This is a genomic window from Sinomicrobium pectinilyticum (assembly GCF_003725735.1).
Classification (GTDB): Bacteria; Bacteroidota; Bacteroidia; order Flavobacteriales; family Flavobacteriaceae; genus Sinomicrobium; species Sinomicrobium pectinilyticum.
On the sequence record NZ_RJTM01000025.1, the window covers coordinates 44,785 to 62,373 of the forward strand.

The following is a 17,589-nucleotide window of genomic DNA, read 5'->3' on the forward strand; positions in this document are numbered from 1 at the left end:
GCCGCCATGAAAACCAGACTAGATATCATAACCACACAGTACCACTCCTATAAAAAAGACCAGGTGCTCACCCATACCCAGCTCAACGAATCCATCGATTACTTCGAAGACCAGGTAAGACTGTCCCGGATATCTCTCAGCGGTACGGGGATCGCCTGTGGCTTTGAAGTGCATTTCAACCCGGCCGACAAGAGCATTACCATTACCCAGGGAACAGGAATCACCACTGACGGCGATCTCTTGAAGCTGCGGAAGGATATCCCGGAATTGCCCGAAAAAAATATTCATATTTCCGCGATCAGGTATACCGCGTTCAAAACATTTATCGATGACAGGGTCTTTTACCCTCACTTCCTGGACGATAAAGATAAACAGGTGGAATTGCTGGAACTTATCCCCGAAAACAAGGTGACGGATGAAACTCCGTTAAGTGATCTTCCGGGCCTGGAAAATAAAGTGGTTTTACTCTACCTGGAAAGCTACCCCAAAGACCCGGACCTCTGTTCCGGTATTGATTGTGATAACCAGGGAACCGAACAGGTGGCCCGGCTTCGTGTGTTGCTCGTATCACAGGACGATGCAGACCATATCACTGACCGCGATTCACTTTACCAAAAATTCTACCTGAAGGATCTCTACGAAAAACTTGCGGACGTAGCACAAAAAAGGGTGATCCTGAATAATATGAATACCGCTACGTACAAAACCCTGCAAATGAGTTATTACAACGCCATTTTTGATCATGGTGTGATAGATCATCTCAAAAAAGGATTTCAGACTGTTCTCCTGCATTTTAAGCTGGACAAGGACAATGCCATCATCCAGAACCGGATAAACCACCGGTTCGGGTTCAATGTGCTGAACACTCCCCTATTGTTCCAGTATCACTATGACTTACTCAAGGACCTCATCGACACCTATACGGAGATGAAAGAACTGTTTATCCGCCTGACCACCGAATGCTACCCGGATATCAGTGCTTTCCCCAAACATCTCATGCTGGGAAAAGTAACGGACGGTGAAACCTACAAGGCCTATCGCCACCGGTTTTATAAATCCCCCGTCCTCAATGACCGGGCTTACGAAAAAGAATTCACTTTACTTCTGGAAAGGGCAAAGAACATGCTCAATGCTTTTGCCATACCACAAGGAGATGTAAAAATAACTCCCTCACTGGCCATAGCCCCCCTCGGGGCCAGGGCTATCCCCTTCTACTACCGGGTCGAAGAAGAATTACTGAAAAGCTGGAGCGCTTTCAGGACTTCCATTTACAAAGAAAAAAACAATCTCAGCTATCATACGGAAAACCTGGAAAAAATTCCCCAGGTACAGCAACCTCTCTTATATGGTCCGGATACCTATGACTTTTACAGGATAGAAGGTCACCAGGGCAGGAATTACACAGATGCACTTGAGCAGATCGAAGCCATAAAAACGACAAACAGTCTTGCTTTTGACGTCAAAGCGGTTTCCATAGGAGTAAACGAACAGGAAATTGAGATGGACGATTACGAATGTGAATTCGAGGACCTCCGCATACTCCTGAATGCCTGGACTGCCGAACAGGAATGTATCCTGGCCCGGGTCGCCGCTTTCCTTTCGGGGTTCAGTATCACGGAGCCCGGGACCAACATAAAAACCCCGGCAAAAAGGCTGTCCGCCGCAACCGGTTTTACATTTACAATGAAAGCGGACGCCACAATGACCGGGAACGAAAAAGGAGATATATCCGTAGCCCGGAACAATATTGTGGAAGAAAGCCTCGTCCTGGACACAAATGCCCTCGGAAACATCGTAAAAGCGGCCTTTGACAAAAACAGGACAGGATCGGTAAACGATATTATAACCGATGCGCAATACATAGCGGATGAAACTCTCGACCCGGATACCTGGGAAGGAAAAGAAGACATTAAAAAACTGGTCATTGACGACTCCATAAAGATACTAGCCTATACGCACATACTGTCCGGGAAAATGCCGGAAAACCTGAAAGGCCTCGATAATGATATTATTTCCTCTTACAATATTACACAGGAACAATTATGTGCTTATGTAAAACAAATACAAAGCGTATATCAGAATGCAGACCTTCCCCAGAATCTCAAGGCATTTTACGGCCTGCTTATCAATCAATTGGCCACTATCTGTTGCTCCGGCAAGAAACTTCAGTTGTTGCTGAAAGAGATCGAAGAACGCAAAGAGCGGATATTGCTTCGCCTGCAATTATCAGGTTTCGCCGAGAAACACCCCGGACTGGAACACCATGCGGGAGTACGGAAAGGCGGAACATTCGTGCTGGTATATCTCGCCAAAACGCAGCGGGTCATTTCCGGCAGGGACATGGCCCTGAAAGATCCGTTCATCAGTGCAAATATGAAAACATCGGAGCTCTCCCGGGAATTATCCGCCCTTGGGACAAGAATGGGTAATGCGGGATTAAAAGGTATCGCCGGAGTTCCCGAAGGTACGGTCATTGCCGATTTCTCCCTACCCTACCTCTGCTGTACGGATTGCTCACCGGTAAACTTCATCGTGCCAAAACCGGTAGTTTTCCTGCGTTTGGAAAGAAACACTTATTGCATAGGTAAGGACGAAGGCCCGCTGCTTTTTGAAGTATCTCCGGAAGACGGTATCATAAAAGCCGATACGGAAATCGAAGGTTTGACCATAGAAGGCTACCAACTTAGCATTGATCACGGGAAATTCCCGGATGAAATGCTCGGCACCCAAATACACTTTACCGTCAACGACCAGGTAACGGGAGTGGCCCTTACCGTCCACAAGACACCCGTATTTGATTTTAAAGTACCCGAAAGCCCGGTAACCTCCCCGAGGATCACCTTTATCCCCGAAGGAAACGGACTGGATAATGCGGTATTCCGGTGGGATTTCGGTGACGGAAATACTTCGGAAGAAAGAAACCCCACACATACTTATAACCTTCCGGTAAATGAGGAGAACAAAACCTCGGTATCCCTTACGGTCACCCCGGGTAACGGTGCCTGTCCGGATACCGTAGGACACACCATTACCTTCGAGACGGCTTCCAATGAGGGTTGTGCCGAAGAAACGGAAACTCTTATCCGCAAAGCGCTCGAACGTATATCACAATCAATGGATGTGGATGAAGATATCCGTAAAAATATCATTGATCCCACAGTTAAAATATATGAAACAGTCCTGAGAGACCTCCGTTACCTTTACGGTAACCTCAATGGTAATCTGGAAAAAATGTTTACCGAACTGGTCCGGACTACCGCACAATACCTTTTGAGGTGGCAGGACAATTCCGTTGTATTCCTACAGTTGTCCACAGTGTTCATTGCCCAGGTAAAACTGTTGTACCTCATATTGCATTGTCAGTCTTTGCCGGTACTGGAAAAGTATCACGAAACACTTACCGGGCTACTGGACTCTGTTACGGAAATACTGCAAACCCTTTTCACAAGACAGGTTTTCTTTGACACGGACAATGATCTGAAGGATTTCCTGGAAGAATATCTCTTTGAAACCGGGGCAGATTTTATCAAGGACCATATCAATAAACAACTGGAAGTTATTCTCTAATGCACACCGGAAAGAAACATATCATCCAAAAGGTCTTTCTCGAGGTAGAGACCGGTTCGTTAAAAACGGCTCACTACCTCCGGGAACATCTGGATACTTTTCTGAAAGATGAAATATTCCCGATGCTGGAAACGTATTTCAATACGGTACAAATGCCCGGGGGAACAGTTGCCATACAAACGGAAAAGCTGCACATGGTCCTCAATGTGGAAGAACAACATCTCCGGGAAAAAAAATTTAACGGGCTGAAAAGAATATTTCAGGAACAGATAGCGAAAGAAACAGAAAAGCTGTCACTTCCGTATCAACAGGCACAGGACCATAACAATGGCAACGTAAGACCGCTTTCCCCGGAAAGGAGACAGTACAACACCTTCTTCCATTTTATAAAGACGGGCAGGTCTCCCTGGTGGGCATCCGCAAAAGATATGAATATCCTGTCCGACCCGGCGAATATACCTTCCCTTATCCTTCAAAAAGGATTTGCAGGAGATTTAGGGGATGTACTCCGGGAGCGTATTCCCCTGAAGAGGCTTATCAGGCAATTCCCGGACAACATACTCATCCCGCTTTTCATCCGGTATGTCGAATCCGTCCCATCCTTTCTTACCCTCTATTCGCAGGTCCTGAGGGAGAGTGAAAAAAAAACGGTTCCGAACGGGAGTACGCTTTACAATTCACCGGGAAAAGCTGCAAAAATATTTGCAGCATATTTAAAACGCAGAGCCCAGCGGTATAAGGAAGGCCAAAAAGAACATTTCTGGAGCCTTGTAACCACTATGGTCTTGTCTGCAAGTGCAACTGCCCTCCAATCGTCAATGACTGCATTGTCTGCATTCTTGGCCGATATAAAAGAAATCGAGAATACGACAGGCTTATTCCCGGGGGCTTCAAATAAAATCCCCGGAAATTTACCTGATATATCCTTTTCCCGCTCTTCCCCGGACCAGGGAGAACGTGTTGTCCTTTCGGACCAAAAAGAAAGCTGTCAACCAGGTTACCCGGAAGAAACAGGTTTTCCGGCGGAAGCAACTGAAAAGGAAATATTTATCGAAAATACAGGTCTTATCCTGTTGCACCCATTTTTAAAACCTTTTCTCCTCGATTGCGGGCTTATCGGACCGGATAATGTTTTCTCAGATAAAGAACTCGCTGCCCACCTGCTGCATTATACGGCTACAGGGAAAGAAATGGACACCGAGAATTTTATGCTGCTGGAAAAATTCCTGTGTGATATTCCCCTGCAGGAGCCCGTTGCCAGGGAAAGACCCCTTACAGGGCAGCACAAGGAAAAGAGCCTGGAGTTACTGGCTTCGGTAACCGGCCAATGGAAAGCGTTTAAAAATACTTCTGCCGTGACCATCAGGAACGAATTCATACAACGCCCCGGGAAACTTATTACCGGGAGAGACAATCCCAGGATTATCGTGGAACGTAAAACACAGGATATCCTGTTGGAAAAACTGCCATGGAATATCAGTATTGTAAAAATTCCGTGGATAGAGAAACTGATTTTTGTGGAATGGTAATACGAGACCCATGAAAGAATTCAAAAGAGAAAAACGCGGTGCTTCCGCAGCAGTGAAAAATGAAAACAATCGGGACTTCTTTGGAGTACAGGCCAGGCTGAATGTGGGCCGGCCGGGGGACAAATACGAAAAGGAGGCCGACCAGGTAGCTGATAAGATAGTGAATAAAACGGCCAGTCAACCCGGAATCCAGAAAATGGGAAACGGTGAAGAAGAACTACAGCAAAAGCCCCTGGCGGAGACCATATCTACCGTACAAAAACAAGAATTAAAAGGAGAAGAAAAAGAAGTGCAGGCCAAATGTGCAGATTGCGAAAAGGAAGAACAAGTGCAGAAACAGGCGGAAACTGAGGAAGAACCTGTTCAAAAGCAGGAGGAAGAAGAGATACAAGCCAAATCACAACAGATATACATTGGCAATCCGGATAAAAACAGTTTTGAAGGTGAGCTGGCCGGTACCAAAGGAGCCGGGAGCAAAATGAGAGCCGGTACAATGCAGGAAATGGAAGCCGGTTTCGGAACCGGTTTCGGCAATGTGAATATCCATACCGACAGGAAGGCAGAACAAATGAGTAAAAAAATAGGTGCACAGGCTTTTACCCATGGTAATGATATATATTTCAACGAAGGAAAATATAACCCCGATTCCAAAGAAGGAAAACATTTGCTTGCCCATGAGTTGACACATACCATTCAGCAGGGAAACAGGTCATCCAATCCGAATGTACAGGCCAGTTTTAGCAGTACCATAAGTATAAAACACCGCTTTTTGCAAAGCAGGGTGTTTGATGTAAACGGTGGTTTTGTACGGGCAATGATCGATTCCGGCTGGAATCCCCCCGGTTGTGCCGGCATTTCCCATTTAAATGTTACGCTTGTACAGGAGGTGGATAATTGGTTCGATTCCGAACAGGGGACAAAGAAGTTCTCCATCGGCGGGCCCGATACCAAAACATGGTCCGGTCTGGAAGACGGAAGGTATTACTTTCGGTTCTGGTTTGCCGGCAATACTAATCCTCATTGCGAATTATCAGGTCCCATAACCGTAACCACATAATTTTATGCAAGCCTTCGCCAAAAAATCCGGTACCACTACCAGTCCGGCCTCCACCAATAAAGGGCGTGACGATTTTTTTGGTGTGCAGGCCAAACTTTCTATCGGTAAGGCTGATGACAAGTACGAACGTGAAGCCGATCATACTGCTGGTAAGGTGGTACAAAAACTGGAAAACCCTTTCCGGCATTACGGTCATACTCCTTTTTTCGCAGCCGCTCCTGTCGTGCAAAAAAAAGAGTTCCGGGACGAAAAAGAACCTGTAGTACAGGAAAGGCCTGTTGCGGAAAACATTACTCCCCTTGTACAAAAACAGCCTCAGGAAGAACAGGTCCAGGAAAAGAAGGAAGAGGAGATCCAGAAACAGGAAGAAGAGGAATCGCTGCAAAAGCAATCCCGGGCCGATGATGGAAATACAGATGAAAATACCGCTATCCAGGCAAAAACGGACCAATTCAACATGGTCCCGCCGAAAATGGAACACGATTTACGTCATGCTCCCGGCGGACAGGCCATGAATACCACTACCCGATCGCAAATGGAAAGTGGTTTCGGCGTGGATTTCAGCGATGTCAGGATACATACGGATCACAAAGCCGTTCAGATGAATCAGAAACTGGGTGCACAGGCTTTCACCCATGGTAATGACATTTATTTCAACGAGGGAAAGTACAATCCTTCGTCCAGCTCCGGAAAACATCTGCTGGCTCATGAACTGACCCATACCGTACAACAGGGAGGTGTGGTAAATCTGAAGCCCCTGGATATAGGCCCGGCTCCGCAAATGGTCCAGGGATTCGGTATCGTAGATGTCATACCGGACTGGGTTATTGACAGAGCCAGGCATATTCCCGGGTATACGCTTTTTACCGTAATCATTGAATACGATCCTTTGCTGGACAGGACGGTAGAACGGACCCCCATCAACCTCATAGAAGGCCTCATGGGGCTCGTTCCCTTCGGCACGGCGATTTTCGACAAACTGCAGGAATACGGGATCATCCAACGGGTATTTGACTGGGTAAAAGGACAACTGAACAGTCTGAACCTGACAACCCAGGGGTTGCTGGACCTGCTCGAAGAGGCTTGGGACGAACTGGAATTTCCGTTCAGGAATGCCATCGAGGTTATTACGGATAAATTTCAACACCTTGTCAACAGGATCGAGACTTTTGCCACCTCACTTATAGACCAGCTTATTACATGGATAAAGGAAGTGCTTATCGATGTCGCCGAACCTATCCTGGAGGAAAACCGGGCCTGGTCACTTATCAAAAAAATCATTCGTTATGATCCTCTGAGGGACGAAGAAGTAAATGCCTCAACAGTGGAAATACTTGAAGACTTCCTCCTGCTTATTGACAAACAGACCGAGCTCGAACAAATGAAGGAACGCGGTACATTACAGGAAACTGCAGACTGGCTCGATACCCAGGTAGGTACGTTTATGTCGCTCCTGGGAGAATTGCGCGGGTTAATTACTGCCGTATGGGATGCCATTCAACCGGAGAACCTGCCTAACATTGTGGAAAACCTGCAAGCACTTGCCGGACGTGCCACCGGATTTCTTCAGAGGGTATGGGATTTTGCAACAACAGTGGCAACACAGGTCCTGGAACTCATTAAAAATGCCCTGTTGGGCTGGCTTAATTCATTTGCTGCCGATATACCGGGCTTTACATTGCTTACGGTGATACTGGGGAAAAATCCGCTCACCGAAGAAAAAGTCCTCCGATCCGTAGAGAATATTATTCGTGGTTTCATGGGATTGGTTCCCGGAGGAGAAGCAAAATATCAGGAACTCAAACAATCCGGGGTTATCCCGAGGGCTGCAGGACAAATTGAGGCATTAATAGAAGAACTTGGCTTTTCATGGGACACTATTGTACAGCTTTTTACCGATATATGGAATTCCCTGTCAATCGAAGATCTGATCGATCCCCTCGGGGCATTCGAACGTATTGCCGCACAATTCGAAGAACCTATTTCCCGTCTGTTCCGGTTTGTAATGAAAGTAGTAAAGGTTCTGGTGGAACTGATACTGGAGATCATGGGAATACCGCCCGAAATGATAGCCGGTATCCTCGCCAATGCCATGCAGGCCTTTACCGATATAAAAAACGACCCCATAGGCTTCCTGCTCAACCTGATGAATGCGGTTAAAAAAGGCTTCCTGAATTTCCTGAACAATATAGGTACGCACCTCCTGAACGGGTTACAGAACTGGTTGTTCGGTACTCTTGCCGATGCGGGCATACAAATCCCGGATGATATGAGCCTCCGGTCCATCATGGGAATGGCAATGGATGTCCTGGGAATCACTGTTGATAATATACTGGAACGTCTTGCCCTCAGGATAGGCGAAGAAAGAGTAGCACAGATTCGTTCCGTACTCGATACGCTTTCCGGACTATGGGCTTTTGTAAGGGATGTGATAGAGCGGGGCCCTATAGCCATCTGGGAATACATCCAGGGCCAGATCAGTAACCTCTGGAACATCATACAAGATGGCATCATGGGCTTTATACAGGAAAAAGTCATTCAACAGGCTATCACCTGGTTATTATCTTTCCTCGATGTTACAGGTATCATGCCTGTTATACGAGGAGTACAGACTGTTTTTAATGCTATTGCATCTTTTATTGAAAAGCTCAGGGAGATTCTCGGTATAATTAACTCCTTTGTTGCCGGTGTGGCCGACATTGCCCGCGGGAACATACAGACTGCCGCCGGGTTCCTGGAAAACGCACTGGCAGACGGTATCCCGATAGCTATATCTTTTCTTGCCAAACAACTGGGACTGGGCGACATCAGCGAAAAGATAGAGGAAATGATAGAAAATGCCCGGGGAATGATCAATGAAGGGATAGATTGGCTGATAGACCGTGCCATGGCTGCGGGTACCGCATTTTTGAATATGCTTGGGATGGGGGGAGAAAACACCCCCGGAGAAGACCCACGTAACGATGAGCAAAAGCGGGAAGATTTGAATTTGGCAATAAATCAGGGTAACCAAATATTAAGACGGGACGATTTGACATATGAAGAAAAAGAAGAGCATTTAGACTCTATAAAAACTCAGTATAATTTAACTTCTCTCGAAATTATTACTGACTCCACACGGGATGAAACTCAAATAGTACATTTGGAAGCAGTCATTAATCCTCGTTTAAACGGTCAAAATATAGAAATTGATTTTGAGCGGGCAGAAAATGAAATTTCGTGGCCTCCAATAAATTTAAATTCTCATGAACACAAAGGTGGACATACATTAGCGAGACATGTCTCACCACAGATTTCAGGCATTGATAACAATCTTCCTCTTGAAGAAAAACAGGAAATTTATGCCACCTCCAGAATCTGGAATGAAAATACTCAAGATCCTCGATCAGTGTGGACCTCAAAATCTACAGCTGAAAGAATTATAAGTCAACAGATTTCCCGGTTTAGGAATAGTATTATCATATGGCTTTTAGATGAAACGGATTCTGGGCGGCTTCGATTAAATTATCAGGGTAATCCGGGTAATGTAATAGGTAAATCCCTGATGCGAATTGACAATCAAATTGAAACTTTTGATGTATGGGACGCAAGGATCATTCTTGAAAAGCAAGCATTTGGAGACAAAAAATCTTTTTATATCTTAACTTCTTTTCCGGAAGATTAAAGACTAAAAATAATCTTATTTACCATGAAAACAATAAAATACCGCTCCACCGGCCCCGATGTCCGCTTTTTGGAAGAGATTCTGGAAAAGATGGGTTACCCTGTAAAAGTCTCGGATTATTTCGGCAGGGATACCGATACCGCTGTCCGCGATTTCCAACAGAAACACAACCTGGTCGTTGATGGTATAGTGGGCATCAAAACCTGGTCCAAGCTCCTGGAAGCGGAAAAGGAGGTCCTGCAACACAATGACAAACTGCTGGCCGAACAGGACCTCGTAGATTTTGCGCAACACTATAACCTGGAACTGGCCGCCGTTAAGGCTGTGAATGAAGTGGAAAGCAGTGGTAAGGGATTCCTGGTGGACGGACGCCCCAGAATACTTTTCGAAGGGCACGTATTCTGGAAAGAATTGACAAAAAGGGGCGTTGATCCTCAGCAATTCCTGTCATCCCGTACGGCTAACGTCCTGTATAAAAACTGGACGAAAAAATATTATGCGGGTGGCGCAGGGGAATATCATCGTCTTGAAAAAGCCGCTGGAATGTCCGACTTGCAGGAAGTACATGACGCCGCTTACAGTGCCGCTTCCTGGGGTGCCTTCCAGGTTATGGGATACCATGCCAAAATCCTGGGATATATGTCTGTCGACCACTTTGTGGCCAAACAATACGAGCACGAAAGGGAACACCTGAAAGCCTTCGGCAGGTACCTGGAAGTAAACCACCTGATACCGCATATCAAAAGCAAGGATTGGAAAGCCTTTGCTAAAGGGTATAACGGTCCCGGATATAAAGAAAACCACTATGATGAAAAATTACAAAAGGCTTACGACCGGTATAGCTAAAGTAGCTGCAATGCTCCCGATATCGGCATCGGGAGCAGAGTTTTATCTTTAATCTGATAATGAAATTCCCCGGAAATGAAATATCTTTTCGACATCTTAAAGAATAACATAGAGGACAGAATGCATACTGTTTTTGCGATACGGGCAGAACGGGAAAGTACCTGTTCCTGTCCGTCCCCGGATGAAGTTGACCTGTCCTCTCCCCTGGCCCGTTTCGTGTCCGAACACCGCCTGGACGAACAAGACCTGCTATTGCTTCTACTGGCACTGGTACCTCATCTGTCCCCGAATTACCTTACGGATATCATATCCGGATTTTTGCCGAACGGCGGGGAATTCCCTCTTTTTGGCGGGGTAAAGGCCAAAAACCACCGGGGCATTCTTCCCACCGGGGAAACAGCATTGTTCGTCCTGGCGGGAGACGATATGGAAGATCGTATAAAAGCTATGGACTTCATTCATCATACCTCCTTTTTGTTCCGGAAAAACATCCTCTCTCTGGAAGAAGTCCCTGCGGGAGAGCCCAAAATGAGTGGTAAACTGCTCCTGGATGAGGAATATACGGAACTCCTCTCCACCGGTAATATCCTCAAACCGAAACTCAGTACCAACTTCCCTGCCCAGTTACTGGAAACCGAAATGGAATGGGAAGACCTTATTCTGAACCAGAAGACACTCGGGCAGATAAAGGAAATAGAGTCCTGGCTCCGCTATAATGACATACTCCTGAACGAATGGAAAATGAAAGGCAAAATAAAACCCGGCTACCGCGTCATGTTATACGGTCCACCGGGGACGGGCAAAACCCTTACTGCCAGTTTACTGGGAAAATACACGGGCAGGGACGTATACCGCATAGACCTTTCGCTGGTGGTTTCCAAATATATCGGGGAAACCGAAAAGAATCTCTCCGCCCTGTTTGACAAGGCAGCCAATAAGGACTGGATATTGTTTTTCGATGAGGCCGATGCCATTTTCGGAAAACGGACGAATGTAAGGGATGCACACGACAAATATGCTAACCAGGAGGTTTCATATCTCCTGCAGCGCATTGAATTGCACCCCGGCCTCATCATACTGGCCTCTAACCTGAAAAGTAATGTAGACACCGCATTCAGCAGACGTTTCCAGTCCGTCATAGACTTTGAAATTCCCACGTATGCCGAACGCCTGCAACTATGGCAAAACAACCTGCCTGAAAAAATCCCTCTTGCCAAAGATGTCTGTCTCGAGGAACTTTCCAGGAAATATGATGTTACCGGGGCCAATATTGTCAATATCATACAATATACCTGTTTGAAAACCATGGAACAACAGCAAGAGATGATCCACCTGAAGGATATTGTAAACGGTATTAAGAAAGAGTATGTAAAAGAGGGGAAAATGTTATAAGCATACATGGACCGGAACCCGGTTTAAGCGTCTATTTATCAAGCTCGGTCAGTAAATCCTGAATATCCAGGGGCCTTGTATACATATACAGCGATCCGTCCGGTTTCCGGGGCCATTCTTCCCTGGGACGGTCCCGGTAAAGTTCTACTCCGTTACCATCCGGGTCATTGAGGTACAAGGCCTCGGACACACCGTGGTCTGCAGTTCCAGTTAGCTGATATCCTGCCTTTCTCAGCCTGTTATATATTACTGCGAGGTCCTTACGGGTAGGATACAAAATTGCCGTATGAAACAGTCCCGTAGCATCAGCTGCCGGATGCGGGCCGTTTTTACTGTACCACGTGTTCAGCCCTATATGGTGATGATATCCTCCGGCGGAAATAAAGGCGGCATCTTCACCGTAAGTGGTCATAAGTTCGAACCCCAGCAGATCACAATAAAATTCCAGGGCCCTTTTAATATCGGAGACTTTCAGATGCACATGTCCTATCCTGGTTTGTCCGGGAACCTTATACGTATCTGCCATAATATTATTTTTTACCGCCCCGCAACATCGTTGTTCTGATCGGGGTTTTGTGTATCAAAGATAACATATATTTCTACTATTCTGAAGAAGCATATCCCCCTCCTTGTCCGCTCTTCCGAGCAAAAGCCTTCGGTATTAATTCGGGGAACCGGTCCGGAGATAAAAGATCCGGCATAATGATTTCTATGATTTTTTAAATAATTTTAACAGCCCTTATGGAATAATTAGTTTTACTTTCGCGTTTCTAAAAGATATTTCCCGTTAAACCGTACACCAAACCTTTTCAGTTTCATGGATAATACGCCGGATTCCGTTCTCATCGAATTGTTGTCACACGATAACGAAAAGGCATTCACCGCACTTTATTACAGGTATGCGGGAAAAATAAGAGGTTTTCTGTGCCGGCTTCGGCTGAATACCCATACTGAAGATATTATCCAGGAAACTTTTATTACCGTCTGGAGAAAACGTCACACTCTCAACGCATCCGGTAACTTAGAGAGTTATATGTTTACCATAGCCAGGAACCTGGCCCTGAAATCCCTGAAAAACGAATTGCAGCTTGCCATTTCCGATCTTTCCGCACCGGATATCCCTGATCTGACGGATACGGACAGCACAATGAACAAAGAAGCTTTTCACCGGGCACTGGAAGCTTCCATTGAAAAACTTCCCGACCGTCCCCGGGAGATCCTCATCCTGAAACGCATCAAAGGATTATCTACCGAAGAAATCGCACGCGAACTCGGGATCAGCAGGAGTACGGTTGAAAACCATATGAACCGCGCCCTGACCACACTAAAAGAAGAGCTTTCCGGTTTTTCTACAGTCTCCCTGTTACTGCTGGAAATATATTTCCTGCGTTAATACCCATTCTTTTCTTTTTAACATCCATTTAACAAAACAGCATTAGGTGTTTTTAGCTCTTTGCGGATATACCTTATGACGAAAGTCTAAAAAGCAGCACAAATGGACCGATTAAACGAATTGTGGCAAAAGTATCTCCGGAACGAACTTTCCGGGCCGGAGACCCGGCAATTACTGGAAGCCATGGAAAACAAGGCCAACCGGAAGTTGTTTTCCCGGTTGATGGAAAAAGAGTGGAATGCAGCCGGAAAAGAAGAGATTACTGCTTCCGATCACAAACTGATACAAAAAATCAGGACAGACCTTGAGATCAAACAAAAGAAGCCTTCCGCGCGCAGGTTGTTCCTGTATGCATCTGCGGCCTGTCTTCTTGTGTTGTTGGGATTAGGAACCTGGTGGGCGGTGCCGCAGTTTTTTAAGGCAGGAGACTTCATAAAACTCGAAGTTGCAGCAGGACAACCTGCCGAGGCCTTTACGCTCCCTGACAGTTCCGTAGTATGGCTCAACTCGGCTACCGTGCTGGAATATCGCAGGGATTTTAAGGAGTCAAGAGACATAAAACTGAAAGGCGAAGCCTATTTTAAAGTATCTCCGGACCGTATGCATCCTTTCCGGGTAAAATTTCGCGATAACGAACTCCTCGTCACGGGGACCCGCTTTGTCGTCAAGGCCTATGCCAATGAAGGGCTCTCCAGGGTAGACGTGGAAGAAGGAAGCGTTCGCGTTTATCACGATACCGACAGTACAGGCCTACAGAGGAACAACAGTCTTGTAATTGATGAACATACCAATACGGCTACTTTCAGCCGGTCAGACTTTACCGGGGCCAACTCCTGGAAAGACGGCCTGCTGAGTTTTAATAATATTACCCTGGACGAAACGCTGAATGCCCTCGAAAGATATTTCGACGTATCTATCGATACCAGCGCCCTTTCCGGGGCCACGGTAAAAAAGCATATTACCGCAACATATCCGGCCGGGACATCCCTTAAAGAAGTCATGGATGGGTTGTACCACCTGCTGGATATCCGTTATGAATTTAAAGATCCCGGAACATTGAAAATTTATGACGCCGGATTATCTCCCTGAAAGTTCATTCCGATCCTTTTCCGTCAATTTAATTACAAACACTAAATCTAAAAACAACTTATGAATTCTTTTTGTAAAAGAGTATGCCTCTTTATTTTCCTGACATATAGCTGCATCCCCGCCGCCATAGCACAGCAAAACGACATTCCGGACCATGTCAGGGTAAGTATCAGGCCCGGTAGCCTGCGATCCGTACTCGACCAGGTACAGCAGCATACCTCCTATTCCTTCGCCTATAATAACGAAGAAATAGCCAGAGTAACCGATGCCGGGATAAAACAGGGCGAATACAGTCTCGCGGAAATATTGCAGGCACTGGAGCAAAAACACCGCCTGGATTTTCAGAACAGGAACGGGGTGATCTATGTCAAACAAAAAAAAACGGGAACATCCCGGGAAATTAAAGGACGTGTCCTCGATGAGTCCGGCAACCCGTTACCACAGGCCAATATTATAGAAAAAGGGACTTCCAACGGCGTCGTTACAGATATGAACGGCGATTTCAGAATGAAGCTTTCCGGAGCGGATGCCGTGATACTTATCTCTTACCTTGGATACCTGGCCCGCGAAATAAGGCCGGGAAATAAAACCGAGATCGAGGTAGACCTTCAACCGGACGCCTCCGTACTTGATGAAGTCGTGGTGACCGACCGCCGGAATATCACGGAGATCAAAAAACCGCAGATGAGCGTAAACCGGCTTTCGGCAGAACAGATCAAACGGATCCCTGTGGTACTTGGAGAATCCGATCCGTTAAAATCATTATTGCAACTTCCGGGAGTTACGAATGCCGGCGAAGCGTCTTCGGGGTTCAATGTCCGGGGTGGCGCTGCCGATCAGAACCTTATCCTGCTGGATGGCTCCCCGATGTTCAGCGATTCTCACCTTTTCGGTTTCTTTTCAGTATTTAATGCCGATGCTATCAGCGACATGGAGCTCTATAAAGGAGGTATCCCCTCCTCCTTCGGCGGGCGTGTTTCTTCGGTGCTGGACGTGCATCAGAAAAACGGGGATTACCAGGATTTCCACATGAACGGAGGTATCGGTTTGATATCGAGCAGGCTATTGGCAGAAGGCCCTTTTGCAAAAGGAAAAGGATCATTCCTCGTTGCCGGGAGAAGTTCTTATGCCCATCTCTTCTTAAAATTGACAGACAATGATAATTCCGCATATTTTTACGATCTGAATACGAGACTGAATTACAGGTTCAACGAAAACAATACCTTGTTTTTGTCCGGTTATTTCGGAAGAGATATTTTCGATATAGGTAATAATTTTTCCAGTTCCTACGGAAATACCATGCTCAATCTCCGGTGGAAGCACGATTTTTCCAATAATATCAGTTCCGATCTTTCCCTGATCTATAGTGACTATCGTTTTGGCCTGGAACTGGAATCCCGCGATTTCCTATGGGACAATGCCATTGAATCGTACAGTGCCAAATATGACCTGAGGCACTACATATCGGAGAATTTCAATCTTCATTACGGCGCCCATGCTACCTATTACGATTTTAACCCCGGCACATTAAAACCGAGCGGGGAAAACTCTTCGATCAATTTTGAGCAGCTGGATAAAAAATACGCCCTGGAGCCGGCCTTTTATATTGATGCCGAACATGAGATATCCGAAAAATTATCTGTACGGTATGGCTTGCGGTACAGTATGTTTTACAGGTATGGACAAGAAGACATTAACAGGTATGAGAATGACCGGGCAGTGGTTTTTAACCCCGATTTCGGGATTTACGAAGAAGGCACGCCCATAGGTTCTACCCATTACGGAAGCGGGGAAAGTATAGCAAGCTTCGACAACCTGGAACCGCGTATAGGGGTGTCGTATGTCCTGAACGACAATGCATCCGTTAAGGCCAGCTATAACAGGATGTCGCAATATCTTCATCTGCTTTCCAATACCCAGTCTCCTACGCCTGTAAATATCTGGACGCCCAGCGGCCCTTTTATAAAACCACAGCTCCTGGACCAGGTGGCCCTGGGATATTTCAGGAACTTTAAAGAGGAGGCCTATTCCCTCGAAACCGAAGTCTTTTATAAAAAAGTGAAAAACCGTATCGATTATATCGATGGTGCGGAGCTTATTGCCAATAACGATATTGAACAGGTGATCCTGAACGGGGAAGCCCGTTCCTATGGACTGGAAATACTGCTCCGGAAAAATACCGGCAGGCTCACAGGGTGGATCGCCTATACCCTCTCCCGCGCGGAACAGAGAACCCCGGGACGGACCCCCGAAGAAACCGGGATCAACAACGGGGACTGGTACCTGTCGCCCTACGATAAGCTTCACAACCTGGCTATAACCGGAGGGTACGAGCTAAATGACAAATGGTCTTTCGGGGCAAATTTCACTTTCCAGACGGGGCAGCCCTATACATTCCCGAAAGGGCAATATGAAATCGGAGGGATCAGGGTGCCTAATTATACATCGCGTAACGAAGACAGGCTCCCCTCCTATCACCACCTGGATGTTTCGGCTACATACACCCCGAAACCCCATAAGAAAAAAGGATGGCAGGGCGAATGGGTCTTTAGCATTTATAACCTGTACAGCCGGAAGAATTCGGCTTCCGTAAGCTTTCGTCCCAACGAGGACACCGGTGTTAACGAAGCACTCCGCCTATCCATATTCGGCATTATTCCCAGTGTATCATATAACTTCAAATTTTAAGAAAATGGTCTCATTTAAATATATATTTCTTTTCATCATACTCACAGGTTTGGTTTCATGTGAAGACGTGGTCGATATGGACCTGGATACCGAAGAACCCCGGTTGGTCATCGATGCCGGCATAGAATGGGAAAAAGGGACGGACGGACAACGGCAAACCATAAAACTGACTACCACTACGGACTATTATTCATCCGAAATCCCTCCCGTTTCCAATGCCGAAGTATACGTAACAAATAGCAATGGTGTTGTCTTTGACTTCGTGGAAACACCGGGAACAGGGATGTATGTCTGTACCGGTTTTGTACCTGTTATCGGAGAGACCTATACACTCACCGTAACGGTAGACGGAGAGACTTATACT

General features: G+C 46.3%; 11 protein-coding genes. 10 read left to right on the forward strand and 1 reads right to left on the reverse strand.

What is annotated here, in order from left to right:
- The first annotated feature begins 6 nt into the window (after positions 1–6).
- From ED312_RS04195 to ED312_RS04220, 6 genes are all read left to right on the forward strand, one after another.
- Positions 7–3,567: a PKD domain-containing protein gene (locus tag ED312_RS04195; protein WP_123214756.1), complete on the forward strand. Its 3,561-nt coding sequence runs from the start codon at positions 7–9 to the stop codon at positions 3,565–3,567.
- Positions 3,567–5,096 (forward strand): contractile injection system tape measure protein, encoded by a 1,530-nt coding sequence (locus ED312_RS04200; RefSeq protein WP_123214757.1) that lies wholly within the window; start codon positions 3,567–3,569, stop codon positions 5,094–5,096. The genes ED312_RS04195 and ED312_RS04200 overlap by 1 nt, the downstream gene beginning before the upstream one ends.
- Before the next feature lie 10 nt (positions 5,097–5,106).
- Entirely contained in the window at positions 5,107–6,153 is a 1,047-nt protein-coding gene (locus ED312_RS04205) for an eCIS core domain-containing protein (protein ID WP_123214758.1), read from the forward strand.
- Between the two features lie 4 nt (positions 6,154–6,157).
- The gene (locus ED312_RS04210) at positions 6,158–9,817 is read left to right on the forward strand and encodes an eCIS core domain-containing protein (protein WP_123214759.1); all 3,660 of its coding nucleotides are present in this window, start codon (positions 6,158–6,160) and stop codon (positions 9,815–9,817) included.
- A gap of 24 nt (positions 9,818–9,841) precedes the next feature.
- Positions 9,842–10,663 carry an N-acetylmuramidase domain-containing protein gene (locus ED312_RS04215; protein ID WP_123214760.1) on the forward strand — a complete coding sequence of 274 codons (822 nt, stop codon included), beginning with the start codon at positions 9,842–9,844 and terminating at the stop codon, positions 10,661–10,663.
- A gap of 75 nt (positions 10,664–10,738) precedes the next feature.
- Entirely contained in the window at positions 10,739–12,055 is a 1,317-nt protein-coding gene (locus ED312_RS04220) for an ATP-binding protein (RefSeq protein ID WP_240643019.1), read from the forward strand.
- 31 nt (positions 12,056–12,086) lie between these two features.
- Here the strand turns inward: ED312_RS04220 and ED312_RS04225 are convergent, their stop codons facing one another.
- On the reverse strand, positions 12,087–12,581 hold the full coding sequence (locus ED312_RS04225) for a VOC family protein (protein ID WP_123214761.1): 495 nt from the start codon (positions 12,579–12,581) through the stop codon (positions 12,087–12,089).
- Between the two features lie 291 nt (positions 12,582–12,872).
- Here ED312_RS04225 and ED312_RS04230 point away from each other — a divergent pair, with 291 nt between their 5' ends.
- From ED312_RS04230 to ED312_RS04245, 4 genes are all read left to right on the forward strand, one after another.
- Positions 12,873–13,448 (forward strand): RNA polymerase sigma factor, encoded by a 576-nt coding sequence (locus tag ED312_RS04230; RefSeq protein ID WP_123214762.1) that lies wholly within the window; start codon positions 12,873–12,875, stop codon positions 13,446–13,448.
- 102 nt (positions 13,449–13,550) lie between these two features.
- Entirely contained in the window at positions 13,551–14,537 is a 987-nt protein-coding gene (locus ED312_RS04235; RefSeq protein WP_123214763.1) for a FecR family protein, read from the forward strand.
- A gap of 60 nt (positions 14,538–14,597) precedes the next feature.
- The gene (locus ED312_RS04240) at positions 14,598–17,225 is read left to right on the forward strand and encodes a TonB-dependent receptor (RefSeq protein ID WP_123214764.1); all 2,628 of its coding nucleotides are present in this window, start codon (positions 14,598–14,600) and stop codon (positions 17,223–17,225) included.
- Positions 17,226–17,229: 4 nt separating this feature from the next.
- The coding region (locus tag ED312_RS04245; protein WP_123214765.1) for a DUF4249 family protein at positions 17,230–17,589 on the forward strand (360 nt) is incomplete at its 3' end.